This window comes from Stenotrophomonas sp. YJH_SMC_131 (assembly GCF_059367975.1).
Map to the genome: position 1 here is coordinate 261,675 of NZ_JCAFRJ010000002.1, position 26,195 is coordinate 287,869.

At 66.8% G+C, this 26,195-nt stretch carries 20 protein-coding genes; 13 read left to right on the plus strand and 7 right to left on the minus strand.

What is annotated here, in order from left to right; genetic code table 11:
- Positions 1-74 precede the first annotated feature (74 nt).
- The 6 genes from AC5P56_RS05025 to pbpC all read left to right on the plus strand — a co-directional run bounded on the left by AC5P56_RS05025 (position 75) and on the right by pbpC (position 11,020).
- Positions 75-332 (plus strand): type II toxin-antitoxin system ParD family antitoxin, encoded by a 258-nt coding sequence (locus AC5P56_RS05025; protein ID WP_197606500.1) that lies wholly within the window; start codon positions 75-77, stop codon positions 330-332.
- On the plus strand, positions 319-645 hold the full coding sequence (locus AC5P56_RS05030; RefSeq protein WP_134809175.1) for a type II toxin-antitoxin system RelE/ParE family toxin: 327 nt from the start codon (positions 319-321) through the stop codon (positions 643-645). Before AC5P56_RS05025 ends, AC5P56_RS05030 begins: the two co-directional genes overlap by 14 nt.
- A 23-nt stretch (positions 646-668) precedes the next feature.
- On the plus strand, positions 669-1,847 hold the full coding sequence (gene prpF, locus AC5P56_RS05035) for a 2-methylaconitate cis-trans isomerase PrpF (protein ID WP_046431995.1): 1,179 nt from the start codon (positions 669-671) through the stop codon (positions 1,845-1,847).
- 146 nt (positions 1,848-1,993) lie between these two features.
- Positions 1,994-3,454, plus strand: coding sequence for a bifunctional 2-methylcitrate dehydratase/aconitate hydratase (locus tag AC5P56_RS05040; protein WP_495231482.1), 1,461 nt, complete (start codon positions 1,994-1,996; stop codon positions 3,452-3,454).
- A 227-nt stretch (positions 3,455-3,681) separates the two neighbouring features.
- Positions 3,682-8,589, plus strand: coding sequence for an alpha-2-macroglobulin family protein (locus tag AC5P56_RS05045; protein ID WP_126411259.1), 4,908 nt, complete (start codon positions 3,682-3,684; stop codon positions 8,587-8,589).
- Positions 8,590-8,638: 49 nt separating this feature from the next.
- Positions 8,639-11,020 (plus strand): penicillin-binding protein 1C, encoded by a 2,382-nt coding sequence (gene pbpC, locus AC5P56_RS05050; protein WP_495231483.1) that lies wholly within the window; start codon positions 8,639-8,641, stop codon positions 11,018-11,020.
- 117 nt (positions 11,021-11,137) lie between these two features.
- Here the strand turns inward: pbpC and AC5P56_RS05055 are convergent, their stop codons facing one another.
- Entirely contained in the window at positions 11,138-11,713 is a 576-nt protein-coding gene (locus AC5P56_RS05055) for a ferritin-like domain-containing protein (RefSeq protein WP_495231484.1), read from the minus strand.
- A gap of 29 nt (positions 11,714-11,742) precedes the next feature.
- Positions 11,743-12,225 (minus strand): peroxiredoxin, encoded by a 483-nt coding sequence (locus AC5P56_RS05060; protein WP_111206448.1) that lies wholly within the window; start codon positions 12,223-12,225, stop codon positions 11,743-11,745.
- Between the two features lie 261 nt (positions 12,226-12,486).
- Here AC5P56_RS05060 and AC5P56_RS05065 point away from each other — a divergent pair, with 261 nt between their 5' ends.
- A complete protein-coding gene (locus AC5P56_RS05065; protein ID WP_012511838.1) occupies positions 12,487-13,374 on the plus strand; it encodes a DnaJ C-terminal domain-containing protein in 888 nt (295 codons plus the stop codon).
- A gap of 98 nt (positions 13,375-13,472) precedes the next feature.
- On the opposite strand, the gene pilH is transcribed toward AC5P56_RS05065, so the two are convergent.
- Together pilH and AC5P56_RS05075 are read right to left on the minus strand one after the other, a co-directional pair.
- Positions 13,473-13,844 carry a twitching motility response regulator PilH gene (gene pilH / locus AC5P56_RS05070; protein WP_014648033.1) on the minus strand — a complete coding sequence of 124 codons (372 nt, stop codon included), beginning with the start codon at positions 13,842-13,844 and terminating at the stop codon, positions 13,473-13,475.
- A gap of 88 nt (positions 13,845-13,932) precedes the next feature.
- Entirely contained in the window at positions 13,933-14,928 is a 996-nt protein-coding gene (locus tag AC5P56_RS05075) for a YhdH/YhfP family quinone oxidoreductase (RefSeq protein WP_053495211.1), read from the minus strand.
- Positions 14,929-15,081: 153 nt separating this feature from the next.
- On the opposite strand from AC5P56_RS05075, the gene hflK reads away from it, so the two are divergent.
- The 5 genes from hflK (at position 15,082) to AC5P56_RS05100 (ending at position 20,005) form a co-directional block, all read left to right on the plus strand.
- On the plus strand, positions 15,082-16,215 hold the full coding sequence (hflK, locus tag AC5P56_RS05080) for an FtsH protease activity modulator HflK (protein ID WP_005418335.1): 1,134 nt from the start codon (positions 15,082-15,084) through the stop codon (positions 16,213-16,215).
- A complete protein-coding gene (gene hflC, locus AC5P56_RS05085) occupies positions 16,212-17,075 on the plus strand; it encodes a protease modulator HflC (RefSeq protein WP_014648031.1) in 864 nt (287 codons plus the stop codon). Before hflK ends, hflC begins: the two co-directional genes overlap by 4 nt.
- 66 nt (positions 17,076-17,141) lie before the next feature.
- Entirely contained in the window at positions 17,142-17,327 is a 186-nt protein-coding gene (locus AC5P56_RS05090) for a DUF2065 domain-containing protein (RefSeq protein WP_005414170.1), read from the plus strand.
- Between the two features lie 606 nt (positions 17,328-17,933).
- The gene (locus tag AC5P56_RS05095; protein WP_049441939.1) at positions 17,934-19,226 is read left to right on the plus strand and encodes an adenylosuccinate synthase; all 1,293 of its coding nucleotides are present in this window, start codon (positions 17,934-17,936) and stop codon (positions 19,224-19,226) included.
- 116 nt (positions 19,227-19,342) lie between these two features.
- Entirely contained in the window at positions 19,343-20,005 is a 663-nt protein-coding gene (locus tag AC5P56_RS05100; protein WP_049407584.1) for a hypothetical protein, read from the plus strand.
- Here the strand turns inward: AC5P56_RS05100 and AC5P56_RS05105 are convergent.
- The 3 genes from AC5P56_RS05105 to AC5P56_RS05115 all read right to left on the minus strand — a co-directional run bounded on the left by AC5P56_RS05105 (position 19,935) and on the right by AC5P56_RS05115 (position 23,753).
- On the minus strand, positions 19,935-20,612 hold the full coding sequence (locus AC5P56_RS05105) for a M23 family metallopeptidase (RefSeq protein ID WP_111206450.1): 678 nt from the start codon (positions 20,610-20,612) through the stop codon (positions 19,935-19,937). The two genes, AC5P56_RS05100 and AC5P56_RS05105, sit on opposite strands and share 71 nt — an antisense overlap.
- Positions 20,613-20,616: 4 nt before the next feature.
- The gene (locus AC5P56_RS05110) at positions 20,617-21,579 is read right to left on the minus strand and encodes a L,D-transpeptidase family protein (RefSeq protein ID WP_049441943.1); all 963 of its coding nucleotides are present in this window, start codon (positions 21,577-21,579) and stop codon (positions 20,617-20,619) included.
- Between the two features lie 170 nt (positions 21,580-21,749).
- Positions 21,750-23,753 carry a CARDB domain-containing protein gene (locus AC5P56_RS05115; RefSeq protein ID WP_495231485.1) on the minus strand — a complete coding sequence of 668 codons (2,004 nt, stop codon included), beginning with the start codon at positions 23,751-23,753 and terminating at the stop codon, positions 21,750-21,752.
- Between the two features lie 233 nt (positions 23,754-23,986).
- Here AC5P56_RS05115 and AC5P56_RS05120 point away from each other — a divergent pair, with 233 nt between their 5' ends.
- Entirely contained in the window at positions 23,987-26,110 is a 2,124-nt protein-coding gene (locus AC5P56_RS05120) for a methyl-accepting chemotaxis protein (protein WP_495231486.1), read from the plus strand.
- The last annotated feature ends 85 nt before the right edge of the window (positions 26,111-26,195 follow it).

A 26,195-nucleotide genomic window follows, 5' to 3' on the forward strand; every position in this document is an offset into this window, starting at 1 on the left:
GGCCGGGGGCGGGCTTGTCCGACACCCGGGCAGGGCGCACACTGACTTGGCAAAAACTGCCAAAGGAGAGTTTCATGGCCACCATGAACATTTCGCTGACCGACCCGCTCAAGCAGTTCGTGGACGAGGAAGTGCGTGAAGGCGGCTACTCCAGTACGTCGGACTACGTGCGTGACCTGATCCGCCAGCGCCAGCGCAGCAAGGCCGAAGAGCTGCTCAAGCAGTTGATAGCCGAGGGGCTGGCTTCTGGTCCAGGCGTCGCGGTGACGGCCGACACATTCGAGCGCATGCGTTGCGAACTGACCGAAAGGATGGAGCGTGAAGGCGATTGAATGGCGGCCAAGGGCCGAAGCCGACGCAGCCGATGCCGCGCTGTGGTTTGCACGGCAAGGTGGGCTGGTACTGGGTCGGCGCTTTCTCGCCGAGTTGGAGGCCACGCTTCAACGCATCGCGGTGTTTCCAGGCTCGGATTCCACCCGGCACGCCGACCTCGCAGCACAGCTGCCGGTGCCGTTGCGGTTCATGCTGGTTCCGGGCTTCGAACGCTACCTCGTCTATTACCTCGATCTACCGGACCGCGTGGACATCATGCGTGTGTGGTGCGTTGATCGTGGTCTTGACGCACTGATGCAAGACATTTCCTGAAATTCAAACGCGTGGATTCGACGATGACCTTCCTCCCGCAACTCCGTATTCCCGCCACCTACATGCGCGGCGGCACCAGCAAGGGCGTGTTCTTCCGCCTGCAGGACCTGCCCGAAGCCGCTCAGGTGCCGGGCGCCGCGCGCGATGCGCTGCTGATGCGCGTGATCGGCTCGCCCGATCCATATGGCAAGCAGACCGACGGCATGGGCGGTGCCACCTCCAGCACCAGCAAGTGCGTGATCATCTCCACCGCCTCGGTGCCGGACCACGATGTGGACTACCTGTACGGCCAGGTCTCGATCGACACCGCCTTCGTCGATTGGAGCGGCAACTGCGGCAACCTCAGTACGGCAGTGGGTCCGTTCGCGATCGCCAATGGGCTGATCGATCCGGCCCGGGTGCCGCGCGATGGCCTGTGCACCGTGCGCATCTGGCAGGCCAACATCGGCAAGACCATCATCGCCCACGTGCCGATGCGCGATGGCGAAGTGCAGGAGATCGGCGATTTCGAGCTGGATGGCGTGACCTTCCCGGCCGCCGAGATCCAGCTGGAGTTCATCGATCCGTCCGATGACGGCGATGCGGGCGCGATGTTCCCGACCGGCAACCTGGTCGACACCTTGGACGTGCCGGGCGTCGGCAGTTTTGAGGTGACCATGATCACCGCCGGCATTCCGACCATCTTCCTCAATGCGGCCGACCTGGGCTACACCGGCACCGAACTGCAGCCTGCGATCAACGAGGACAAGGGGGCGCTGGAGCGCTTCGAGAAGATCCGCGCCTACGGCGCCTTGCGCATGGGTCTGATCAGGAACCTGGAAGATGCGGCCACCCGCCAGCACACGCCGAAGGTGGCCTTCGTGGCGCCGGCACGGGACTACGTGTCCTCCAGCGGCAAGGCCATTCCGGCCTCGGCCATCGACCTGCACGCGCGGGCGTTGTCGATGGGCAAGCTGCACCACGCGATGATGGGCACCGCCGCCGTGGCGATCGGCACTGCGGCGGCGATTCCGGGCACGCTGGTCAATCGCGCGGCCGGTGGTGGTGAACGCGAAGCGGTGACCTTCGGCCACCCTTCCGGCACTCTGCGCGTGGGCGCGCAGGCCGGCCTCGTTGACGGCCAGTGGACAGTGACCAAGGCCATCATGAGCCGCAGCGCCCGCGTATTGATGGAAGGCAAGGTGCGGGTGCCGGCCGAATAACCAGCCGGTCGGCGCTGGCATCACATGCTTCGGTAGATGCCAACCTTGGTTGGCATGGCATTGGCACCGCCCGGGCAACGTCCAGCGCCAACCAAGGTTGGTGACTACCGGGAGGCGCGGCCTGAGCTCTGAAGAGGAGATCGACGATGTCTGACAGCCACACCCCATCCAACGAGCGTGCAGCGTGGGATGCGCTGCTGGTCGACATCGTCGATTACGTACGCGACGCGCGCATCGACTCGCCGCTGGCGTTCCAGACCGCGCACCACTGCCTGCTCGACACGCTGGGCTGCGGGCTGGAAGCGCTGTCCTTCCCGGCCTGCAGCAAGCTGCTCGGTCCGCTGGTGCCGGGTATCAGCGTGGTCAACGGGGCGCGCGTGCCGGGTACGCACTACGTGCTGGACCCGGTGCAGGCCGCCTTCAACCTGGGCGCGATGGTGCGCTGGCTGGATTTCAACGACACCTGGCTGGCCGCCGAATGGGGCCACCCGTCGGACAATCTGGGCGGCATCCTGTCTGTCTGCGATTGGCTGGGGCGCAACGCGCAGGCCCTGCATCGCCCAGCGCCGACCCTGCATGACGTGCTGCTGGCGATGATCAAGGCACACGAGATCCAGGGCGTGCTGGCCCTGCAGAATTCCTTCAACCGGGTCGGGCTGGACCACGTGGTGCTGGTCAAGGTGGCCACCACCGCGGTGGTCGCGCAGTTGCTCGGCCTGGATCGCGAACGCATGCTCAATGCACTGTCGCTGGCCTGGGTCGATGGCCAGGCGCTGCGCACCTACCGGCACGCGCCCAACACCGGCTCGCGCAAGAGCTGGGCGGCCGGCGATGCGACCAGCCGTGGCGTGCGCCTGGCGCTGATGGCGGCCAGTGGCGAGATGGGCTATCCCAGTGTGTTGAGCGCGCCGACCTGGGGTTTTGAAGCGGTATCGATGCAGGGCAAGGCGCTGACGCTGGAGCGACCGCTGGGCAGCTACGTGATGGAAAACGTGCTGTTCAAGATCAGCTACCCGGCCGAGTTCCATGGCCAGACCGCGGTGGAGGCGGCGATCACGCTGCATCAGCAGCTGCGTGCGGTGGGGCGGCGGGTCGAGGACATCGCGCACATCGCCATCCGCACCCAGGAAGCCTGCATCCGCATCATCGACAAGCAGGGCCCACTGCACAACCCAGCCGACCGCGACCACTGCGTGCAGTACATGGTCGCCATCGCGCTGCTGCATGGGCGGCTGGTGGCCCAGGACTACGAGGACGACGTTGCCGCCGACCCGCGCATCGACGCACTGCGCGCGAAGATGGCCTGTCATGAGGATCCGCAGCTCAGCGCCGACTACCTGGACCCGGACAAGCGCAGCATCGCCAACGGCCTGAGCGTGCGCTTCAGCGACGGCACTGAGCTGCCCGAGGTACTGGTGGAATACCCGCTGGGCCACGCGCGCCGACGCGAGGAGGGCATCCCGTTGCTGATGGACAAGTTCCGCCGGCACCTGGCCCATCGCTTCCCGACCACCCAGCAGCAGCGCATCCTGGCCGCATCGCTGGATCCGGTGGCGCTGGCGGCGATGCCGGTGACCGACTACGTGGACCTGTACCTGCCGGGGTAGGGGACGCTTCACCGGATCTGACACCACGCCTGCTTGCCGGGCACGTGGCTCGACCCGCTTGGGTAGGTGCCAACCTTGGTTGGCACGGCCGACGCCAACCAAGGTTGGCGGCTACCGAGACTGCCGGCCAGCGGCCGGCACTACCCGCACCGCGGCAATTGCCGGATTTGCGTCAACACCTTGACGTGGCCTGCCTATAATGGCCGCCTCGATCAAGGAGTGACGACATGAGCGGTCCGGCACGGCGGAAGCGGTGGGGGTGGGCGGCGGCCGTACTGGCAGGAGGCCTGTTGCTGGGGCTGGCCGGCTGCCGCAATGACAGCGGGCAGCTGCCCAAGGCCAGTGGTGAAGCCATCACCACCAAGGCCGAGCAGGTGAAGGAATTCACCCTGCTGCGTGCCTACCCGGACCAGAAGAATGACGGCCTGTCGCTGGCGCTGGAGTTCTCGCGCCCGCTGGTCGGCACCCAGGATTTCGACAAACTGGTTCGCTTCGAAGAGAAGGTCGGCACCGAGGACAGCAGCTGGACGCTGTCCGATGACGGCCTGACCCTGCGTTACCCGTTCGTCGAGGCCGGCAAGGAGTTCAGCCTGGTGGTCTCGCCGGACCTGCTGGCCGCCGACGGCAGCCGGCTGGGCAAGGAACTGAAGCAGAAGGTGTTCAGCGGCGAGCTGAAGCCGGTGGTCGGTTTCGCCTCGCAGGGCAGCGTGCTGCCGGCCAAGGACAGCCGCGGCTTGCCGGTGGTCTCGGTGAACGTGCCGGAGGTCGACGTCGAGTTCCTGCGCGTGCGCGAGAAGGACCTGCCGACCTTCTTCAGCCAGTACCAGCGCGGCGGCCGCCGTGGCAGCTGGGAGCTCAGCAGCGACTACGAGCGCAGCCCGATCAACAAGCTGGCCGAGCCGGTCTACGTCAACCGCTTCATCCTGGGTGGCAAACAGAACGAGCGGGTGCTGACCTACCTGCCGACCCAGGACATCAAGGAACTGCAGGAGCCGGGCCTGTACTTCGCCCTGCTCAAGCGCACCGGTGACTACGAGGGCGAGTTCGATACCGCGTTCTTCTCGGTCAGCGACATCGGCCTGCATACCCGTGCCTACAAGGACAAGCTGTTCGTGCACACCGCCGGCCTCAAGGACGGTGCGCCGCTGAAGGGCATCGACCTGCGCGTGCTCGACGCCAAGGGTGAGGTGGTGCTGAAGGGCAGCACCGACGGCAACGGCAATGCGCTGCTGAACTACACCCTGGATGCCACCCACGTGCTGGTCGCCAGCAGTGGCAAGGACACCAGCTTCCTGCCGTTCAACCAGCCGGCGCTGGACCTGAGTGAGTTCGCCGTGGCCGGTCGTGACAACGCCTGGTTCGACGTCTACGCCTGGTCCGGCCGCGACCTGTACCGCCCGGGCGAGACCGTGCGCCTGTCCGCGCTGCTGCGCGACAACGACGGCAAGCCGGTCAAGGCACAACCGGTGTTCCTGCGCCTGAAGCAGCCCGACGGCAAGACCTTCCGCGAGACCCGCCTGCAGCCGGGCGACCAGGGCTACATCAACTTCGAGCAGGTGATCCCCGCCGAGGCGCCGACCGGGCGCTGGCAGGTCGAGTTCCGCACCGACCCGGCCAGCAAGGAAGCGATCCAGGGCATGACCCTGCGCATCGAGGAGTTCCTGCCCGAGCGCATGAAGCTGGACCTGGACAGCGCGCAGAAGACGCTGAAGCCGGGCGAGGACCTGCGCCTGCAGGCCAACGGCGCCTATCTGTACGGCGCGCCGGCCGATGGCAACCGCTTCACTGCGCGCATGGCGGTGGCTGCCGAGCAGAAGCCGGTGGAGGGCCTGCCGGGCTATTTCTTCGGTGACCCGACCCTGCAGCTGCCGCGCGAGGCCAAGGACGTGATCGATACCACGCTGCCGGCCAATGGCCAGCTGCGTGAGGATGTGGCGTTGCCGGAAGAGGCGGCCAAGGCCAAGGCACCGATCGCCGTGGTGTTGTCCGGCAGCCTGTATGAAACCGGTGGCCGCACGGTCACCCGTACCCTGAAGCGGGTGATGTGGCCGGCCAACGCGCTGGTCGGCGTGCGGCCGCTGTTCAATCCCGACGATGGTGCTGATTCCAACGGCAACGCACGCTTCGAACTGATGCGCGTGGATGCCGCCGGCACACCGCAGCCAGCCAAGGGCCTGAAGATCACCCTGGTACGGGAACTGCGCGACTACCACTGGACCTTCAACGACAACCGCTGGGATTACGATTTCACCCGCCGTTTCGAGAACAAGGAAACCCGCACCGTCGATGCCGGCAGCAGTGCGGTTGCCTTCGATTTCCCGGTGGAGTGGGGCGAGTACCGGGTGGACGTGTTCGATCCGTCCACCGGACTGACCAGCCGCTACCCGTTCCGTGCGGGCTGGAGCTGGGGCGATGACAACCGTGGCCTGGATGCACGCCCGGACAAGGTCAAGCTGGGCCTGGACAAGACCGGCTACAAGGCCGGTGACACCCTGGAAGTGACGGTGACCCCGCCGCACGCCGGCAAGGGCATCCTGATGGTCGAGACCGACCGCATGCTGTATGTGCAGGACATCGAGGCCAAGCCGGGCTCGACCTTCAAGATCCCGGTCACCGCCGACTGGGAACGCCACGACGTCTACATCACCGCGCTGGTGTTCCGCGGGGGCAGTGCGCCGAGCAAGATCACCCCGGCCCGCGCCGTGGGCGTGGTGCATGTGCCGATGGACCGCAAGGGCCGAACCGTGGCCGTCGGCCTGGTCGCGCCCAAGCAGATGCGGCCGGAACAGGACCTGCCGGTAACGGTCAGCGCACCGCAGCTGGCCGGCAGGGCCGCGCACGTGACCGTCTCGGCGGTGGACGTGGGCATCCTCAACATCACCCGTTTCCCGGTACCCGACGCCGGCGCGCACTTCTTCGCCCAGCGTCGCCTCGGTATCGATGCCTATGACATCTACAGCCGGGTGATCGAGAGCTTCGATGGTGGCAGCGGCAAGCTGAAGTTCGGCGGCGACATGGCGCTGCAGGCACTGCCGCAGGCCAAGCGCCCGACCGCGCGCGTGCAGACCGTGGACCTGTTCTCCGGCCCGGTGCAGCTCGATGCCAAGGGCAATGCCCGCATCCGCCTGAAGGTGCCGGACTTCAACGGCACTCTGCGCGTGTCGGCGCTGGTCTACAGCGATGACCAGTACGGCAAGCGTGACGTGGAAACCATCGTGCGCGCCCCGATCCTGGCCGAAGCCAGCATGCCGCGCGTGCTGGCCCCGGGCGACCGCAGCACCGTGACCCTGGACGTGCAGAACTTCACCGGCAAGCCGGGGCAGTTCAACGTCAAGGTGGAAAGCGAGGGGCCGCTGAACCTGGGTGAGGGCAGCCGCAGCGTGCAGTTGAATGCCGATGCCAAGACCACGCTGAGCTTCCCGTTGTCGGCTCGCGAGGGCCACAGCGTGGCCAAGGTGCGGGTGCGGGTGGACGGCAACGGCTTCAAGGCTGATCGCCGCTACGACCTGCCGGTGCGTGCGGCGTGGCCGCAGGTGCTGCGTTCGCAGGTGCGCACACTCGATCCGCTGGCCGCGGTCAGCCTCGACAACAGCCTGACCGATGGCCTGATGGCAGAGTCGGTGAATGCCCGCCTGCTGGTCAGCCCGCTGCCGCCGATCCCGTTCGCCAGTGCACTGCAGGGCGCGCTGAACTACCCGTATGGCTGTGCCGAGCAGACCACCAGCAAGGGTTACGCCGCGCTGATCCTGGACCAGGCGACGTCGTCGATGCTCGGTGCCGACGGCCTGGATGCCAAGACCCGTAGAGAGCGCATGGAAGGTGCGTTCGGTCGCCTGGCGTCGATGCAGGTGGCCAATGGCAACTTCTCGATGTGGGGTGACGACGGCTACGTCAATCCGTGGCTGACCCCGTACATCACCGAGTTCCTGCTTGATGCCAAGGACGCCGGCTTCGCCGTGCCCGACAACGTGCTGCAGAAGGCGCTCAACCGGCTCAGCGAGGATCTGCTGTCCGGCGGCAATCAGTTCTATGGCCAGGAGGATCGCGAGAAGCTGAAGTTCGCCAACCAGGCGTATTCGGGTTACGTGCTGGCCCGGGTCAACCGTGCACCGCTGGGTACCCTGCGCACGCTGTACGACAACGAGCGCAGCAAGGCGGTCGGTGGCCTGTCGCTGGTCCACCTGGGCGTGGCGCTGTCGCTGCAGGGTGATGCCAAGCGTGGCCAGGCCGCGCTGGCGGCGGCCTTCGCCAAGTCCAGCAGTGAACGTCCGTCGTACTTCGGCGACTACGGCAGTGCGATCCGTGATGACGCGCTGATGATCGCGCTGACCCACGAGAACAAGCTGGCCAAGCCCGCCTGGGATGCGCGTGCGGTGGATCTTGGCCGTGGCCTGGATGCGCGCCGCAATGCCGGCTGGATGTGGCTGAGCACGCAGGAACAGGTGGCGATTGCCCGCCTCGGCAAGGCCCTGGCCGCCAACCAGAAGGCGCTGGTGGCCGGTGAGCTGGTGATCGGTGGCAACACCGAAGCCATCGGCGAGCGCAAGCTGTTCGGCCGCAACTTCAGCGCCAGTGAGCTGGCCAGCGGCGTGCGCTTCACCCCGCAGGGGCAGCCGCCGATGTTCGCCAGCATTGATGTGGCCGGCATCCCGCGCAGCGCACCGGCACCGGACAACAGTGTGCTGGGCGTCGAGCGCAGTTACTACGGCACCGATGGCAAGCCGTGGTCGCCGCGCCCGCTGAAGGAAGGCGAAGCGCTGATCGTGCGCGTCACGGTGACTGCCGACACCACGATGCCCGATGCGCTGCTGACCGACCTGCTGCCGGCGGGCCTGGAAATCGAGAACTTCAACCTGGGCGACGCCAAGCAGTGGGCCGACGTGGTGGTCGATGGCATCACCATCAGCGACCGTGGTGAGGCCGCCGACACCAAGCACGAGGAGTTCCGCGATGACCGCTATGTGGCCGCGCTGAAGCTCTCGCGTGGCAGCAAGGCCAACGTGTTCTACCTGGTACGCGCGGTGACGCCGGGAACCTACTCGGTGCCGCCGCCGCTGGTGGAGGACATGTACCGGCCGCAGCTGCGTGGGGTGGGCCGCAGCAACCCGACCACGATCACGGTGGTACAGCCGTGACCGCGCGGACGGGCCGCGACGGCGCGGCCCGTCCTGCCGGCAACCTGCAATGAACAACACGATGTCGATCCGGCTGGCGGCCCTGCGCCGCCGGCTGCAGCCGCTGTGGCCCTGGCTGCGCTGGGGTACGGCCGCCACGCTGGCGCTGCTGCTGGTGCTGGATTTCGCCTTCCCGCCACCGCTGCCGAAGCAGCGTGATACCAGCACCCTGGTGGTGGCTGCCGACGGCACGCCGCTGCGTGCATTCGCCGACGCCGAGGGTGTGTGGCGCTACCCGGCTTCGATCAACAGCGTCTCGCCGCTGTACCTGCAGGCGTTGCTGACCTACGAAGACCGCTGGTTCTGGCGGCATCCGGGCATCAACCCGCTGGCGATCCTGCGTGCCTGCGGCCAGCTGCTGCGTGGCGGCCGCATCGTTTCCGGTGGCTCGACCCTGACCATGCAGGTCGCCCGCATCCTCGATCCGCATACGCGCACGCCGTGGGGCAAGCTCAAGCAGATGCTGCGCGCGGTGCAGCTGGAAGTGCACCTGAGCAAGCAGCAGATCCTGGCCCTGTATCTGGAGCGCGCGCCCTACGGCGGCACCATCGAGGGGGTGGAAGCGGCCAGCTGGGCCTACCTGGGCAAGCCGGCGGCGCAGCTGTCGCATGCCGAGGCCGCGTTGCTGGCGGTGCTGCCGCAGGCGCCGAGCCGGCTGCGCCCGGACCGTCATCCGGAAGCGGCGCAGAAGGCGCGCGACAAGGTGCTGTCCCGCATGAACGAGCTGGGCGTGTGGACGGCGGACGAAGTGGAAGACGCGCGCATCGAGAACGTGGTGGCGCGCTCGCTGCGCCCGCCGCTGCACGCCGCGCTGCTGGCGCAGCGCCTGCACTCGGCGCATCCGGGCCAGGCACGCATCCAGAGCAGCATCGACATCGGCCTGCAGCGCACGCTGGAAGAACGCGTGGCCAGCTATTTCTCGACGCTGCCGGAACGCACCTCGGCCGCCCTGCTGGTAGTCGACAACCAGACCCTGCAGGCGCGTGCCTATGTCGGCACGCTGGCGTTCGGTGACCGGCAGCGGCTGGGCCACGTGGACATGGTGCAGGCCTGGCGGTCGCCGGGCTCCACGCTCAAACCGTTCCTGTATGCCATGGCGCTGGACGATGGCCTGATCCATTCGGAAAGCCTGCTGGTCGATGCGCCGCAGAGTTTCGGCAGCTACCGCCCCGGCAACTTCGACATGGCTTTCAATGGGCCGATTGGTGCCTCCAGCGCGCTGCGGCTGTCACTCAACGTGCCCTCGGTGGACCTGCTGCAGCGGGTCGGTCCGGCGCGCTTCGCCGCACGCCTGTCGCACTCCGGCATCCAGCTGCGCTTCCCGCCGGGCAGTACACCCAATCTGTCGCTGATCCTGGGCGGCACCGGTGCGCGGCTGGAAGATCTGGTCGGTGCGTTCGCAGCGCTCAACCGCAACGGCATCGCCGGGCGCGTGCGCTACACCGATGACGAACCGATGATCGAGCGTCGCCTGGCCTCGCCGGGCGCCAGCTGGATCGTGCGCGAGATGCTGGAATCGAATCCGCGGCCGGGGTATAGCGTCGGGACGTTCGATGTCGGTGGCCGCCCGCGCGTGGCGTGGAAGACCGGCACCAGTTACGGGTACCGCGATGCGTGGGCGATCGGCAGCACCCGCCACTACACCGTGGGCGTGTGGGTGGGGCGGCCGGACGGTACCCCGTTGCCGGGCCAGTACGGCGCGGTGACCGCGCTGCCGCTGATGTTCGAGGTGGTGGACAGCCTGCCGCGCCAGCGCGGTGATTCAGCTGCTGCACCGATGCCGGCCAGTGTCAGCCAGGAGGACGTCTGCTGGCCCACCGGCGAACGTGCCGAGGGCCTGCCAGCGGCGCTGTGCCAGCGGCGGATGTCGGCCTATCTGCTGGACGGTGCGGCACCGCCGACCTTCCCCGAGCGCGAGGCGCGGCGCTGGCAGCCGGGGCGGCAGCGTTACCTGGCCGACGCGCGGACCGGTCTGCGTGTATCCGCTGATTGCCGTTTGCCGCATCAGGAAGTCGCGCGGGAGATCGCGCGTTGGCCGGCGTTGTTGTCGCCGTGGCTGCCGAAGGCCACGCGCGAGGCTTCGCAGCTGCCGGCGCTGTCGCCGGACTGCCGCGACGACGGGCGTGAGGCCAGCGTCGCGCTGCACGTGGACGGGCTCAATGACGGCGCCACGCTGGCGCGCGCGCCGAATTCCGAGCACGGCGTGCGCCTGCAGCTGCGCGCGCTGGGCAGCGAGCAGGCGGTGGACTGGTTGCTGGATGGACGCTGGATTGCACAGACCCACGGCGCGCAGCTGATGCAGCGCGAGTTCGCCGATCCGGGCGCACACACCCTGACCGCGCTGGCAGCAGACGGCGCGTGGACGCAGGTGCGGTTCAACGTCCTGCGATAGGTGCTGGGAATGGCCCGTCGACCCGACGCATCCATGCTCTGGTAGGTGCCAACCTTGGTTGGCACGCGATAAATGCGCCCACCAAGGTGGGCATCTACCAAGGCGTTTGCGGGGCCGCTATTCCCCGATCCACCCGTCCAGCAGGTCGGCGAACTCGTCGGCGTGTTCTTCCTCCTGCGCCAGGATCTCTTCAAGGATGCGCTTGGTGGTGGTATCGCGGTCGCCGATGAAGTTGATCATCTCGCGGTAGCTGTCGATGGCGATCCGTTCAGCCACCAGGTTCTCGCGCACCATGTCGCGCAGGTCGCTGCCTTCCTTGTATTCGGCATGCGAGCGCGTGGTCAGCGTATCCGGGTTCAGGTCCGGCTCGCCGCCAAGCTGGACGATGCGCTCGGCCAGCTTGCCGGCGTGCGCCTGTTCCTGCTGTGCATGCTCGAGGAACTCGGCCTTGACCGCGTCGGCCAGCATGCCCTTGGCCATGAAATAGTGCCGGTAGTAGCGCAGCACGCACACGTACTCGGTGGCGAGGGCATCGTTGAGCAGCTTGATCACCACCTTGCGGTCGGCGGTGTAGCTGTCGGTGATCGCGCCGTCTTCGATGTTGTGCCGGGCACGCTCGCGCAGGGTCTGACGGTCACTGATGCCGGGAATCCCGGCGGCGGGCTTGCTGGCTTTGGCTGGCTTGCTGGACATTGCTGGCCGTTTCCTTCTGCGGTGGGGAATCAGGTAGGCAGGTGCTCCAGCACGTACTCGGCGGAAGACACCTCGAACTGGCCCGGCTGCTCGATCCAGGCCGCGCGCACCACGCCATCGACCACGTACAGCGCGAAGCGGCGCGAGCGCATGCCCATGCCCGAGGCGCTGGCATCCAGCTCCAGGCCGAGCGCGCGGGTCAGCTCGGCATTGCCGTCGGACAGCATCAGCAGGCCGTCGGGCACCTTCTGGTCGGCGGCCCAGGCTTTCATCACGAACGGGTCGTTGACCGCCATGCAGTAGACATCGATGCCGCGCTGGCGGAAGGCCTCGAATTTCTCGACGTAGCCGGGCAGGTGGCGGGCCGAGCAGGTGGGGGTGAACGCGCCGGGCACCGCAAACAGGACGACCTTGCGGGCGTCGAACAGCGAATGCGTATCAAGCGTTTCGATGCCCTCGCGGATGCGCTTGAGGGTCACTTCCGGAATGCGGTCGCCGACATGGATGGTCATGGGGAACTCCTTGCTGGGGCAGGCTAGTGGGCCGGATGGGACAGGGGCGTCAAGACATTGGAAAACCCGTGTGCAGGCCCCATCTTCAGGCGTTGCGGCGGGGGCTTCCAGCCACAGCCTGGGGCATCGGGATGGCAGCGGCATTGCGCAGGATCAGTCGGCCTCACCGGGGCCGCACGAGGGGCGGCGTAGCATCGCCGGCGCGTAGAATGAACCCGGGGCGGCGCCACCGGCGCGGCCGAAGCAGATCGAGGTAGCTGGATGGAATTCAAGGATTACTACGCCACCCTGGGGGTGGAACCGAGCGCGGGCGAGGCGGAGATCAAGACCGCCTACCGCCGGTTGGCACGCAAGTACCACCCGGACGTCAGCAAGGAGGCCGGGGCCGAAGACAAGTTCAAGGCGGTCAACGAGGCCTACGAGGCGCTGCGCGATCCGGAAAAGCGCGCAGCCTACGACCAGCTGCGCGCGCAGGGCTATCGCCCGGGCGAGGAGTTCAACGTGCCGCCGAACTACGGCGGCGCCGGCGGTTTCAATTTCGAGGAAGTATTCGGCGGTGGTGGCCCCAACGGCGGCTTCAGCGACTTCTTCGAAAGCCTGTTCGCGCGCCAGCGTGGCGGTGCCGGTCCGGGCCCGGGCTTCAGCAGCCAGGGCCACGCACCCAACCGCGACACCCGCGCCAAGCTGTCGGTCCCGCTGGAAGCGGCCTACAGCGGCGACAGCCTGCGCATCACCGTCAACGGCAAGCAGCTGGACGTGCGCGTGCCCAAGGGCATCCGTCCGGGCCAGGTGATCCGCCTGGCAGGGCAGGGCAACCATGGCGGCAACCTGCTGCTGGAAGTGGAGTACGCCGCGCATCCGCAGTTCGAGGTCGACGGCCGCAACATCCTCTATACGTTGCCGGTCACGCCCTGGCAGGCCGCGTTGGGCACCAGCATCAGCGTGCCGACCCTGGGCGGTGCGGTGGAGCTGAAGATCCCCGCCGACTCCGATGCCGGCCGCAAACTGCGCCTGCGTGGCCGCGGCCTGCCGGGCAGCCCGGACGGCGACCAGATCGTTGAAATCGAGATCGTGGCCCCGGCCGCGACCGACGAGGCGCAGAAGAAGGCCTACCGCAATCTGGCCAAGGCCTTCGGCGAGTCGATCTGAGCACGCCTTGCGGTCGTGCCGGCCGCTGGCCGGCAATTTCATGACCTGGGACGGTGACGCGTGGTTGCCGGCCAGCGGCCGGCACGACCACGCGCGTCTCAGCCCTGGCCGGCGAACACCCGCTCCAGCACCTCGGACAGCTCGTCTTCCGAGAACGGCTTGGTGATGTAGGCCTTGGCGCCCTGGCGCATGCCCCACATGCGATCGGTGTCCTGGTCCTTGGTGGTCACCAGGATCACCGGGATATGCCGGGTCGCCTCGTCGCGGGCGAGGGTACGGGTGGCCTGGAAGCCGTTGAGATTGGGCATCACCACGTCCATCAAAACCAGGTCGGGCAGCTCGGCCCTGGCGGTTTCGACCCCGGCGGCGCCATCGGTGGCGGTCAGGATCTGGTGCCCGAGCTTCTCGACGATGCGCTGTATCCCCAACAGCTGCGACGGTGAGTCGTCGACGATCAGAATGCGTGCCATGTTGTTCCCCATGTAATGCCCGCAGTGTAGTGCGGGCTCATTACCGGCGGGAGGGGGGCACCTGCCGTCCGTCGCCTGCCTGCGACGTTCAGTCGATCCGCACCACCGTGCGGCCCAGCGATCCACCCGCCAGCATCCGCTCGAACACTGCCCGGAGGCCATCAAGGCCGACCTCGGCGGTGCAGATGCGGTCCAGGTGCTGCGGCTTCCACTCACCGCCCAGGCGCGACCACACCTCTTCGCGCAGCCGGCGCGGCGCATTGGCCGAAGACACGCCGAGCAGCGACACACCGCGCAGGATGAAGGGCATCACCGTCATGTCCAGCGTCGGGCTGGCCGCCAGGCCGGCGCTGACCACGCTGCCGTAGGGCACGGTCTGCGCCAGCAGGCTGGCGAGCATGGCGCCGCCGGCATTGTCCAGGCCCCCGCCGAAGCGCGCCGACTGCAGCGGGCCGGTGTCGGCCAGCGCCTCGCGCGGCAGCACCTCGCTGGCACCGATGTCGCGCAGGAAGTCGGTCTGGTCCGGCTTGCCACTGACCGCGTGCACGGTGTAGCCGGCACGGCTGAAGATCGACAGCGCCAGCGCACCGACGCCGCCGCTGGCGCCGGTGACCGCCAGCGGGCCGAGCTCCGGGGTCTGGCGGTTGTCCTGCATGCGCAGCAGCGCCAGCGCCGCCGTGAAGCCGGCGGTGCCCAGCACCATCGCCTCGCGCGGGCTCAGCCCGGCCGGCTGTGCAATCACCGCACGCGACTCCAGCCGCACATACTGGCTGTAGCCGCCGTCACGGGTCTCGCTGAGGCCGCAGCCGGTGGCCAGCACCGCGTCGCCTTCACGCCAGGCCGGGTCGGTGCTGGCGACCACGGTGCCGGCCACGTCGATGCCGCCGACCAGCGGGAAGCGGCGCAGGATCTTCCCCTTGCCGGTGCCGGCCAGGGCATCCTTGTAGTTGACCGAGGACCAGTGGGCGCGGATCAGTACCTGCCCGGGGTTGAGGTCGTCGACACCGAGCCGGGTCAGGCCGCTGCGATAGCCGGCGTCGTCGTTTTCGATGCGGAAGGCGGTGAACGGGGTGGTGGGGGCCATCGGCGTTGCCTGACTTCGAGGAAAACGCCACCTTACCCCGTCGTCGCCCTTTCGATCCTGCCGATCCGCCCCATCTTGTATGATCGGTAATGGTTTCACGGCTGGCGCCGCGGGAAGGGCCCGCGCCGCAGCCCACATCTTGATGGAGCGTGCATGGCCTGGAATACACCCGGCGGCAACAAGGGCGGACAAGGCCCCGAGGACAATCGACGCGGGCCGTTCGGGTCGCGCGGCGGTGGCAATGGTGGTGGCTGGGGCGGACTGCCCGGGCCGCTGAAGGACCTGTTCGACGGCGGCATCGTGCGTTGGGTGGTGGCGGCCGTGGTGCTGCTGGTGCTGTTCTCCAGCTTCCAGCTGATCGGTGAACAGCAGCGTGGCGTGGTCCTGCGCTTCGGTCAGTTCTCGCGCATCCTGCAGCCCGGCCCGAACTTCAAGCTGCCGTGGCCGATCGAGTCGGTCACCAAGGTCAACGCCACCGAGATCAAGACTTTCTCGATCCAGGTGCCGGTCCTGACCCGTGACGAGAACATCGTCAACGTCTCGCTGAACGTCCAGTACCGCATCGACGATCCGCAGCAGTACCTGTTCGGCACGGTCGATGCCAACCAGGTGCTGGAGCAGTCGGCGCAGAGCGCGGTGCGCGAGGAAGTCGGCCGCGCCGACCTCAATGCCGTGCTGAACAACCGTGGCCCGCTGGCCGTGGCCGCCGAGGAGCGCCTGCAGGCGCTGCTGAAGGCGTTCAAGACCGGCCTGACCGTGACCGGCCTGACCCTGCAGGACGCCCGTCCGCCGGAGGAAGTGAAGCCGGCCTTCGACGAGGTCAATGGTGCCCAGCAGGTCAAGGAACGCCTGATCAACGAAGCCCAGGCCTACGCCGCCAAGGTCGTGCCGGAAGCCCGAGGCCAGGCCTCGCGCGCCCGTACCACCGCCGAAGGCTACAAGCAGGCGGTGGTGTCCAAGGCCGAGGGTGACGCGCAGCGCTTCAGCCTGTTGCAGGCCCAGTACAAGGACGCGCCGGAAGTGACCCGCAAGCGCCTGTGGCTGGAGACCGTGCAGCAGGTGCTGAGCGAGAACCGCAAGGTGATCGGCGGCGATGGCCGCCAGCTGATCTACGTGCCGATGACCGGCGACACCCGTCCCACCACGTCGGCCCCGGCCGCAGTGGCAAACCCGGACGTGGTCATGCCGTCGCTGCCGGGCGCAGCGGTGGAAGCTTCCCGTGATCCGGGCCGGCCGGTGGGCCGCCCGACCGGGCGACCGAGCGGCCGTGAGGAGGGCAGCCGATGAAGAGTCCTATCTGGATCGCCGTGATCGTGGCGGTGGTGCTGGGCCTGCTCGGCTCGGTGTATGTGGTCCGTGAGGACCAGACCGCCATGGTGCTGAACCTGGGCAAGGTGGTGCGTTCGGACATCAAGCCAGGCCTGCACTTCAAGGTGCCGGTGGTGGAAACGGTGAAGGTCTTCGACCGCCGCTTCCAGGTGCTCGACACCGCGCCGGCGCGCTACTTCACCGCCGAGCAGAAGGACGTCAGCGTCGACTTCTTCGCCATCGGCTACATCTCCAACGTGGGTGACTACTTCCGTGCCACCGGCGGCGACCCGCGCGTGGCCAACGCCCGCCTGGCGCCGATCATCACCGATTCGCTGCGCAACCAGATCAACTCGCGCACCCTGCAGCAGCTGGTGTCCGGCGACCGCAGTGAGCTGATCGCCGAGCAGTTGAAGGGAATCAACGAGGCCGTGGCCGGCCTTGGCATGCAGATGATCGACCTGCGCATCAAGCAGGTGGACCTGCCCACCGACAGCCAGGTGATCAACGACGTGTACGAGCGCATGCGCGCCCAGCGCAAGCAGGAAGCGGCCAAGCTGCGCGCGGAAGGCGAGGAACAGTCGCTGACCATCCGCGCCCAGGCCGACCGTGACAGCACCGTGCTGATCGCCGAGGCCGAGCGCGATGCACAGCGCCTGCGCGGTGAAGGTGATGCGGAAGCCACCCGCATCTACGGCAAGGCCGGTTCGGCTGACCCATCGTTCTACGCGTTCTACCGTAGCCTGGAGGCGTACCGCGGCTCCATGACCGACGGCAACGGCGTGATCGTGCTCGACAAGAACGACCCGTTCCTGCAGTACCTGAAGAACGACCGCTGAGGTCGCAGGGCATTACCCCACGGGGCCCGGCCAACTGCCGGGCCCCGTGCTTTTTCCGGAGTTCCGATGAAAGATCTGTTCGCCGCCGTCTGCCTGGTCGCGGTGCTGGAAGGCCTGTTCCTGTTCGTCGCGCCGTTCGCCTGGAAGCGCATGGCCGAACGCCTGCTGGACCTGCCCAGCCCGGCCCTGCGCAGCTTCGGCGGACTGGTGCTGCTGGCCGGCCTGAGCCTGCTGTGGTGGGTGCGGCACTAGAAGCCCCGGCGCGGCCGCCTGCGTCTACGTGCGTGGCCTGGCCTTGGTAGCTGCCAACCTTGGTTGGCATTGCCGGCCAGCGGCCGGCACGACCGGGTGGGGCGGCTGACCGACCTGCACCTGCGTGGCCAGGCTCTGGTAGATGCCAACCTTGGTTGGCATTGCCGGCCAGCGGCCGGCACGACCGGGCGGGGCAGCTGACCGCCCTGCACCTGCGGCGTGGCCAGGCCCTGGTAGATGCCAACCTTGGTTGGCATTGCCGGCCAGCGGCCGGCACGACCGGGCGGGGCGGCTGACCGGCCTGCACCAGCGTGGCGAGGCTCTGGTAGATGCCAACCTTGGTTGGCATTGCCGGCCAGCGGCCGGCACGACCGGGCGGGGCGGCTGACCGGCCGGTGAAGCCGTCCGTCGGAAAGGTGGCAGCGGACCCCGGAAACCCGGATAATGCACAAAAGCCGGACGGGCCTCCCCGTTCGGCTTTTTCCGTGTCTGGGCCCTCCATCGCCGGCCGCTCCCCGTTTGGAGCCGCCCTCCAGGTGCTGGCCAGCCCCGCCACGGTTTACCCGTCCGCGGCCCCGATGGCCGCAACAAACCGAGGAGCCCGTCATGGGTCAGTCTGTCGTAGTGTTGGGTGCCCAGTGGGGCGATGAAGGCAAGGGCAAGATCGTCGATCTGCTCACTGAGGAAATCGGCGCCGTCGTGCGCTTCCAGGGCGGCCACAATGCCGGCCACACCCTGGTCATCAACGGTAAGAAGACCGTCCTGCACCTGATCCCGTCGGGCATCCTGCGTGACGATGCGCTGTGCCTGATCGGCAACGGCGTGGTGATCTCGCCGGCCGCGCTGCAGAAGGAAATCGCCGAGCTGGAAGCCTCCGGCGTGGAAGTGCGTTCGCGCCTGAAGATCTCCCCGGCCGCGCCGCTGATCATGCCGTACCACATCGCCCTGGACCAGGCGCGCGAGCGCGCAGCCGGTGGCAAGGCGATCGGCACCACCGGCCGCGGCATCGGCCCGGCCTACGAAGACAAGGTGGCGCGTCGCGGCATCCGCATCGCCGACCTGCATTACCCGAAGCAGCTGGAAGAACTGCTGCGCACCGCGCTGGATTACCACAACTTCGTGCTGTCCAAGTATCTGAACACCGATGCGGTCGACTTCCAGAAGACCTTCGACGAAGCGCTGGCCTTCGGCGAATACGTGCAGCCGATGAAGTCCGACGTGGCCGGCATCCTGCACGACCTGCGCAAGCAGGGTAAGCGCGTGCTGTTCGAAGGTGCGCAGGGCGCGCTGCTGGACATCGACCACGGCACCTACCCGTACGTCACCAGCTCCAACACCACCGTCGGTGGTGCGCTGGCCGGTTCCGGCGTCGGCGCTGATTCGATCGACTACGTGCTGGGCATCGCCAAGGCCTACGCCACCCGCGTCGGCGGTGGCCCGTTCCCGACCGAGCTGGACGACGAAGTCGGCCAGGGCATTCGTGACCGCGGCGCCGAGTACGGTGCGTCGACCGGCCGTCCGCGTCGTTGTGGCTGGATGGACATCGTCGCGCTGAAGCGCGCCGTGGCCATCAACGGCATCAGCGGCCTGTGCATCACCAAGCTGGACGTGCTGGACGGCATGGAAAAGCTGAAGGTCTGCATCGCCTACGAATACAACGGCAAGCGCACCGAGTACGCGCCGCTGGACGCGCAGGGCTGGGAAGAATGCACCCCGGTGTACCTGGAGTTCCCGGGCTGGAGCGAGAACACCCACGGCATCACCCAGTGGGACGATCTGCCGCCGGCCGCACGCGCCTACCTGCGTTCGCTGGAAGAGCTGGCCGGCTGCCCGATCAGCATCGTCTCCACCGGCCCGGACCGCGACCACACCATGGTCCTGCAGGATCCGTTCGCCTGAGGTGGCGCCGGGCCATGCCCGGCGTTGGTGACAGGAAAAGCCCCGCGCACGCGGGGCTTTTTCGTTACTGTGTGGCCAGGCCAGCGGGGAAGCGACGCGATGACCAGGATGTCAGCGTGAAAGGCGGGACGGTAGTGCGGGTCACCCTGTGGGTGTCGTGGAGCCTGTGGTGCATGGCCGGCCTGGTACTTGTGTTGGGTGCAGCCGCCAATGCCCTGGCTTCGCGCACGCAGACGGTGCCGCTGGTGCTGCGCCCTGGCGCAACCGCCCAGATCACCGTCTACCGCCTCATCGATGACCAGCTTCGGCTGCGCCTGCGCTATGCCGCGGACGGTACAGAGGCTGACCCTGAAGTGCTGCTGCGCATCGAGACTCCCACCGAACATGGAGACTTCCGCGCAGGGGAGCGTTGGGGAGTGGCCGGGCAGGGCATCGACCGCGCGCTGGTATCGGTTGAGTCCAGCGGCCTCATGGCCTCCTACTTTGGTTACGGTCGCGGCGACGCATTGCCACGCGGCCGCTCATGGCTGCGGGTAACCGTGCTGGAGGTGGATCCGGCGCTGGCGGGACGCACTGCAGACATCGAGCTGCAGCCGCCGCTGGGTCTGCTGAAGCTGACCGACCTGGACTACCTCTGGCTGTGGCCGTTCTTTTTCTGGAAGATGGCGGCGCTGTTCCTGCTGATTCCGGGGGCTGCGTTGACTGTCTTCACTGTGGCGTTGCGGCGCCAGCAGCGCCGGGCATCGGTGCCGCCGACTTCAGCAAGGGATAGGGATTGATCGACTCTCCCTTCCACCACTGCTTCTCCGGCCCCAAGACATGCACTTCGAAGTGCAGGTGCGGGGCCTCGGCGCTGGCATTGCCGGTGCTGCCGACGTAGCCGATCACATCCCCGCGCTTGATCGCCTGTTTCTCGGCCAGGCCATCGGCATAGCGCTGCAGGTGCGCGTAGTAGTAGCACCAGCGTCCGCTGGGCTCGAACTGGTAGATCGTCAGTCCGCCGCGTTCGCTGTCGAACAGTTTTTCCACTGTGCCATCAGCCACCGCGAGTACGGGAGTACCTGCATCGGCCATGATGTCGATGGCATCGTGTACGCGGCCTTCGCTGCGTGCATCGGTGAAGGTATCGCGCAGCTGCGAGGCCAGGATGCCCTGCACCGGCAGCAGCAGGCCGGACGGTGCATCCGCAGCCTGCGCGGCCGGCGGCGCGGTGGTGGCGGGTGGGGCCGTTGCGCGTGGCGCTGGTTCGACCACCGGCGCGGCGGACACCGCCGATGGCGCTGCCGGCAGCGAGGCGGCTACCGGCTCACTCCCATCGCGACGCAGCCACCAACCTGCCCCCAGTCCCAGCAGTACGCCCAATACGATCAGCTGCGAAAGACGCATGGGCTTACTCCTGCATCACCACGGGCACCGAAGTATCCACTGCGTCGGCCACACGCACCGCATCCCAGTTGGTCATGCGTACGCAGCCATGCGATTCGGTCTTGCCCACGTGGCTGGGTTCGGGCGTGCCATGCAGGCCGTAGTGCGGCTTGGACAGGTCGATCCAGACCCGGCCGACCGGATTGTTCGGGCCCGGCGGCAGCGTCGCCTTCTTTTCGCCCTTGCGCGCATCCCAGAACAACTTCGGGTTGTAGTGGAACGGCGGGTCGCGATACACGCCCAGGATCTTCCATTCGCCGATCGGCAACGGGTCGTGCTGGCTGCCCGACGACACCGGCACCTGCGCGATCAGCTTGCCCTGCGCATCCAGCAACTGCAGGGTGGAGTCGGATTTGTCGACCACGATCTTCGCCGCCTTCGGCAATGCCGCTGGTGCGATGTTGGGCACTTGGATGCGGCTGCCAGCCTTGGTCAGATCCACGCCGGGATTGAGCACCTTCAGCAACTCCGGCGAGGCGTGGAAGCGCTCGCCCAGGGCTTCTTCCACACTGCTGAAACCCAGCGATTTCAGTTTGGCCTGTGCGGCAGGTCCTTTCGGTATGGGCTGGAACGGGCCGGCGACATCCTCGGCAGTCAGCGTGTAGCTGGCCAGCGGCCCCACCGTATCAGCCTGCAGAGCCTTCCAGGTGGCGTCGTCCAGCTCACCCGTCACGGTCAGCCCATGCGCGGCCTGGAAGCCCGCCACCGCGCGTCGCTGGTTGCTGCCCACTTCGCCATCGATCTGGCCAGGCGAGAAATTCGCGCGATCCAGCAGCACCTGGGCGTGCAGGGCGGAGCGCACTGCGGCGTCCGGGCCGGCCTTCTCGGCAATGGGGGCGGGCAGGTTGGGCGCAGGGGACTGCGCGAAGGCGGGTGATATCAGTAGCGACAGGACGAACAGTACAGGATAGGGTACACGCATGGGCATCTCCGGCATTCACGGAACTACCATGCCTGTGCGCAATGCAGGACTGATGTGAAAAGAATCTGACGCCGGGATGAGTGGTGCCAACGTGACCATCCCTTGTGGGGCCGCGTCTGCACATGGAAAGCAACGAGGGCAGGCGACCACGGATCCGTCGCCGCCTGCCCTGATGTTCAATCCACAGTAACCATGATGTCGATGCTGTTGTTGTCCTCCCGTGACTCGCTCACGGTGTTCTGATCGTCAACCAGCAGCTGGATGGAGTGCACCCCTGGGGTCGGGCGCCAGACGTCGTTGTAAGTCCTGACATTGACGCTGGCGCCGGGTGCCAGGGTGTAGTTCTGGAGGCCGCCCCACACGCAACCTTCAATGAAACACTGCCCGTTCTTCATGGCCATCAGCCCAATCCAAGGCGCGCTGGCGGCGACCGAGCCGACATTCTCGATGGTTGCGGTGAACGAGGTTGCATCGCCGGATTTCGGACGCAGCGGCTGTGAATGGGCGCTGGTGATCCGAAGGTCTGGCTTGTCCGAGACCTGGATGATTCGAGCCAGCTGGTTGTTGCCCTCATTCGACTCCTGGATCAGCCCTTGGTCGTCAACAATGGAGGTGATCTGTTGCTGGCCACCCGCGGCTGGCCAAACGGGGCCTGCGGGGCTCAACCATACGAATTCGCCCGGCGCCAAGGCCGTTGTCAGGCCACTCCAGGGGCAGCCACTGGCTGGGCACGCGCCGTTTACCAGATAGACCGCTCCGAGCCAACCCGCAGGTGCGGGCATTGATCCGCGGTTGGTTACTGCCGTGCGGAATGTCACTGCATCGCCTGGCTTGAAACTGGCTGGAATCGTTTCGATCAGGTATGGCTGCAGATCGGGCAGATCCCCCACCATGATTTCCCGGGTCAACTCGTTGTTGTGTTCGTCGAGTTCCTTGATGCGGTCCGCGTCATCAGCGAACACGGTCATCGCATGCAGCCCTGCCGAAGGTGTCCAGCTGGGTCCCTGGTTCAGATCTATGGTGGCCTGTTGACCAGGGGCCAGACTGATGGTCAAGATCCCCCATTGGCATCCTCCCTCGAAACACTGTCCCTCCTCATGGACGAGGACACTGTGGTGATTCATGGGAGACGGAGCATTGCCGGCATTTCGGATGGTTGCCCGGAAACGGACTGGCTCCCCTGCCCGGAACTGGCTTGGAATCGTGTCGATCCGCGTGACCTGAAGGTCCGGTTGATGCGTGAGGTCATCGATCATTGAGTTGAAGATGGCAGGGCAGTTCTGCCCGTCGAACTGAAAATCAGGGCGTGCACCCGGCCAGAACGCAAAGTAGGCGCTGCCTAGGTTGCGAGGGCGGTCCGCTCCATACACGGCTTGCAATGAAGCTTCGAGTTTCACCCGGAAGCTGGTGCGCAGTCCGGGGTCATTGCAGCTGGTGTAGTTGAAAGCAGGAAGGACCGGAACCATTCCACCTCCCAGCAATCCGTGCCGTTTCCATTTCTGGTACTGAGCGACCTGTTCGTTGACGGTGTTCTGATACTGGTCAACGAAGACGACATCCTGTGCGTGTGGGCTCATTGCGTACTGGATCTGGACATCGCTCAACGTGCCCATCAGATTGGCGATGATCACCGGGCGCGCGGATGCATCGGGATCCGCTTGCCGAAGCCTTTCGTAGACCAGTTCCTGGAAGCGCTTGCAGATACCAAGGTTCTGTGGTGTCTGTGGCAGAGCTGGTTCGTCAAAAGTGTAGTAACCAACTACGATGTCTGAGTTCTGCAGGGCAAGTGCAGCAACAGCGTCAAGCTCCTGTTGAAGCCAGTCTGGTAGACGCTCGTTGCCAGGAGAGCAGGCACTGCCGGGATCTGCGTACCAGGCGTCGTGAACGGGTCCGTTGAACTGGAGCAGCACTTTGAATCTGGATAACAGCGGGTCCTGCCGCAGCGCCTGCAAACGGGAGCTGAGTTCACCCGTATTCCATCCTGTCACGGGAATCACATTCGCGCCGGCATTGTGCAGCTCGGTCAGCTGGGAGCGGACTGCGGGGTCAGCATTGCCGATGATGTTGTACGCGTAGAGGAACTTGAAGTTGCTTCCGGTGTATGCGTCCTGGGCGTGCGCGGACTGTGGGCTTGTCATGCAGGCAAGCAGGAGCGGAAGTGCACTGAGATAATGCCTCATGGTCGTCCTTGTACGATGGCGAGGGTGGCCGAGGTCTGGCATCTTGCAGATCAGCGGTGGCCCAGCATAACGGCAACAACTGCGTGGATCAGACCGCCTACGGAGATGCTGCGCATTCGTTGCTGGCAATGGCGATGCAAATGTGAATCGCGCCCGAAGCGTTCAGAATTTACGGGTCAAGACCCAGCATGAGGCCGCCGATAAGGCCACATCCCCCCGTATTGGATATCCCCATGAACTACTTGAGGAACGTCAGGGTTGCCTGGCGTCTTGGGCTGGGCTTTGGCCTGTTGCTGCTGCTGGTCGCCGCCGTGGTGGCCACCGGCGCCACTGCCAGTGTCGTGCAGAAGCGCGCGATGCAGCAGGTGGTCGACGTCAGCGTGGCCAAGGTGCGCCTGCTGTCGCAGATGCTCGATGCCAACAACCAGATGATGGTCGTGCGCCGCGAAATGCTGATCCGTCAGGGCGAAGACCGCGGCAGCGACGAGAAGCGCATCGCCGACCTGGTCAAGCGCTATGAGGCCAGCTGGACCGCCTACCAGGCGCTGCCCAGCGATGCCCAGGGCAAGACCATCGCGGAAACCATCGCGGCCAAGCGTGCCGTTGCGCGCCCGCTCAACAAGCAGACCAGCGAACTGATGGAGCAGGGTGATTACCCTGGCGCCGTGGCGCTGACGCTGGGCCCGGTGCAGGAAGCGGCCAACGGCTGGAACAAGGCGCTGTCCGATGGCGTGGACTTCGAGGAGAAGGAAAGCCGTGAGGCTGCCGCCGAAGCGATCCGCCTGGGCGAACGCAGCCTGCTGCAGCTGCTGGTGCTGGGCGGCGTCGCGCTGCTTGCCGGCATCGGCGCCTCGGTGATGATTGGCCGCAGCCTGACCGGCCCGCTGGCGCGCGCGGTGAACCTGGCCGAGCGGCTGTCCAAGGGCCAGCTGGACCAGGAGTTCCGCCTCGGTGGCCGGGATGAGCTGACCCAGCTGGGCGAGGCCATGGCCAGCGTGCGGCAGAGCGTGCAGGCGGCGATCGGCGCGCAGCTGCAGATGGCTGAGCAGCACGAAGCGGGTGCGATCCGCTATCGCATGAACGACAGTGCCTTCCCCGGTGATTTCGGCCGCATGGTGCAGGCCACCAACAGCCTGGTCGAATCGCACGTGCAGGTGGAGCTGCTGATGGCCGAAGTGATGCAGCGTTACGCGATCGGCGACCTCAGCCGTGACCTGCCGGACTACCCGGGCGAGAAGGGCACGTTGACCCGCACTCTGGCCGCGGTAAAGCAGAGCCTGATGGCGATCAACGCGCAGATCGATGAACTGGCCCGTGCGGCTCGCGCCGGCGACTTCAGCATGCGTGGCGATGCTGCTGCGTTCCAGTACCAGTTCAAGGCGATGGTCGAACACCTCAACGGCATGATGGCCAGTTCGCAGGCCAGCATTGCCGATGTTTCCGACGTGCTGCGCGCGATCTCGCACGGTGACCTGACCGCACGCATGGACGGTGAGTACGACGGCGTGTTCGCGCGCATGCGCGACGACGCCAATACCACCACCGCGCAGCTGACGGGCATTGTGCGGGGCATCCAGGTGGCTGCCGACAGCATCAACAACGCGGCCCAGGAACTGGCCGCCGGCAACAACGACCTGTCGCGCCGCACGGAGCAGCAGGCGGCCAACCTGGAGGAAGCTGCCGCGTCGATGGAGGAGCTGACCTCCACCGTGCGCCAGAACGCCGAGCTGGCGCGTCAGGCCGACAGCGAAGCGCATGCCGCCGGTGCCGCCGTACGCGAGACCGAGCAGGCGATGGCGCAGATGGCCTCGGTGATGGGTGAGATCGATCAGTCCTCGGCACGCATCTCGGAAATCTCCACCGTTATCGACGGCATCGCGTTCCAGACCAACATCCTGGCACTGAACGCTGCGGTGGAAGCCGCGCGCGCGGGCGAGCAGGGCCGTGGTTTTGCCGTGGTCGCCAGCGAAGTACGCACGCTGGCGCAGCGCGCCGGCGTCGCGGCCAAGGAAATCAAGGAGCTGATCGAAGACGCCGCTGCCAAGGTGAAGAGTGGCCTGGCGGTGACCGTTGAATCGGAAGCAGCGATCGCACGCGTCGCCCAGGCCAGTTCGCGCACCACCCAGCTGATGAGCGACATCGCAGCGGCCAGCAAGGAACAGGCCGCCGGCATCGAGCAGGTCAACCAGGTGGTGGTGCAGATGGACCAGGTGACGCAGCAGAACGCGGCCCTGGTGGAAGAAGCCACTGCGGCGAGCCGCGCGCTGGAAGAACAGGCGCATGCGCTGACCACGTCGGTGGCGGTATTCAAGGTGGAAGGCGCAGGGGCTTCGGCCGTGCCGCGCCGTGCAGCCTGAGCAGGCTGCTGACCCCGTGACAGGAATACGGCCGCCTTGAGCGGCCGTATTTGCATTGCCCGCTCAGGCAGCAGGGAGGATCGCC

Excerpts from the sequence above, each read along its gene's own strand:
- AC5P56_RS05025 (WP_197606500.1), top strand. The coding sequence starts at position 75 with ATGGCCACCATGAACATTTCGCTGACCGACCCGCTCAAGCAGTTCGTG.
- prpF (WP_046431995.1), top strand. The coding sequence starts at position 669 with ATGACCTTCCTCCCGCAACTCCGTATTCCCGCCACCTACATGCGCGGC.
- AC5P56_RS05040 (WP_495231482.1), top strand. The coding sequence starts at position 1,994 with ATGTCTGACAGCCACACCCCATCCAACGAGCGTGCAGCGTGGGATGCG.
- AC5P56_RS05045 (WP_126411259.1), top strand. The coding sequence starts at position 3,682 with ATGAGCGGTCCGGCACGGCGGAAGCGGTGGGGGTGGGCGGCGGCCGTA.
- pbpC (WP_495231483.1), top strand. The coding sequence starts at position 8,639 with ATGAACAACACGATGTCGATCCGGCTGGCGGCCCTGCGCCGCCGGCTG.
- AC5P56_RS05055 (WP_495231484.1), bottom strand. The coding sequence starts at position 11,713 with ATGTCCAGCAAGCCAGCCAAAGCCAGCAAGCCCGCCGCCGGGATTCCC.
- AC5P56_RS05060 (WP_111206448.1), bottom strand. The coding sequence starts at position 12,225 with ATGACCATCCATGTCGGCGACCGCATTCCGGAAGTGACCCTCAAGCGC.
- AC5P56_RS05065 (WP_012511838.1), top strand. The coding sequence starts at position 12,487 with ATGGAATTCAAGGATTACTACGCCACCCTGGGGGTGGAACCGAGCGCG.
- pilH (WP_014648033.1), bottom strand. The coding sequence starts at position 13,844 with ATGGCACGCATTCTGATCGTCGACGACTCACCGTCGCAGCTGTTGGGG.
- AC5P56_RS05075 (WP_053495211.1), bottom strand. The coding sequence starts at position 14,928 with ATGGCCCCCACCACCCCGTTCACCGCCTTCCGCATCGAAAACGACGAC.
- hflK (WP_005418335.1), top strand. The coding sequence starts at position 15,082 with ATGGCCTGGAATACACCCGGCGGCAACAAGGGCGGACAAGGCCCCGAG.
- hflC (WP_014648031.1), top strand. The coding sequence starts at position 16,212 with ATGAAGAGTCCTATCTGGATCGCCGTGATCGTGGCGGTGGTGCTGGGC.
- AC5P56_RS05090 (WP_005414170.1), top strand. The coding sequence starts at position 17,142 with ATGAAAGATCTGTTCGCCGCCGTCTGCCTGGTCGCGGTGCTGGAAGGC.
- AC5P56_RS05095 (WP_049441939.1), top strand. The coding sequence starts at position 17,934 with ATGGGTCAGTCTGTCGTAGTGTTGGGTGCCCAGTGGGGCGATGAAGGC.
- AC5P56_RS05105 (WP_111206450.1), bottom strand. The coding sequence starts at position 20,612 with ATGCGTCTTTCGCAGCTGATCGTATTGGGCGTACTGCTGGGACTGGGG.
- AC5P56_RS05110 (WP_049441943.1), bottom strand. The coding sequence starts at position 21,579 with ATGCCCATGCGTGTACCCTATCCTGTACTGTTCGTCCTGTCGCTACTG.
- AC5P56_RS05115 (WP_495231485.1), bottom strand. The coding sequence starts at position 23,753 with ATGAGGCATTATCTCAGTGCACTTCCGCTCCTGCTTGCCTGCATGACA.
- AC5P56_RS05120 (WP_495231486.1), top strand. The coding sequence starts at position 23,987 with ATGAACTACTTGAGGAACGTCAGGGTTGCCTGGCGTCTTGGGCTGGGC.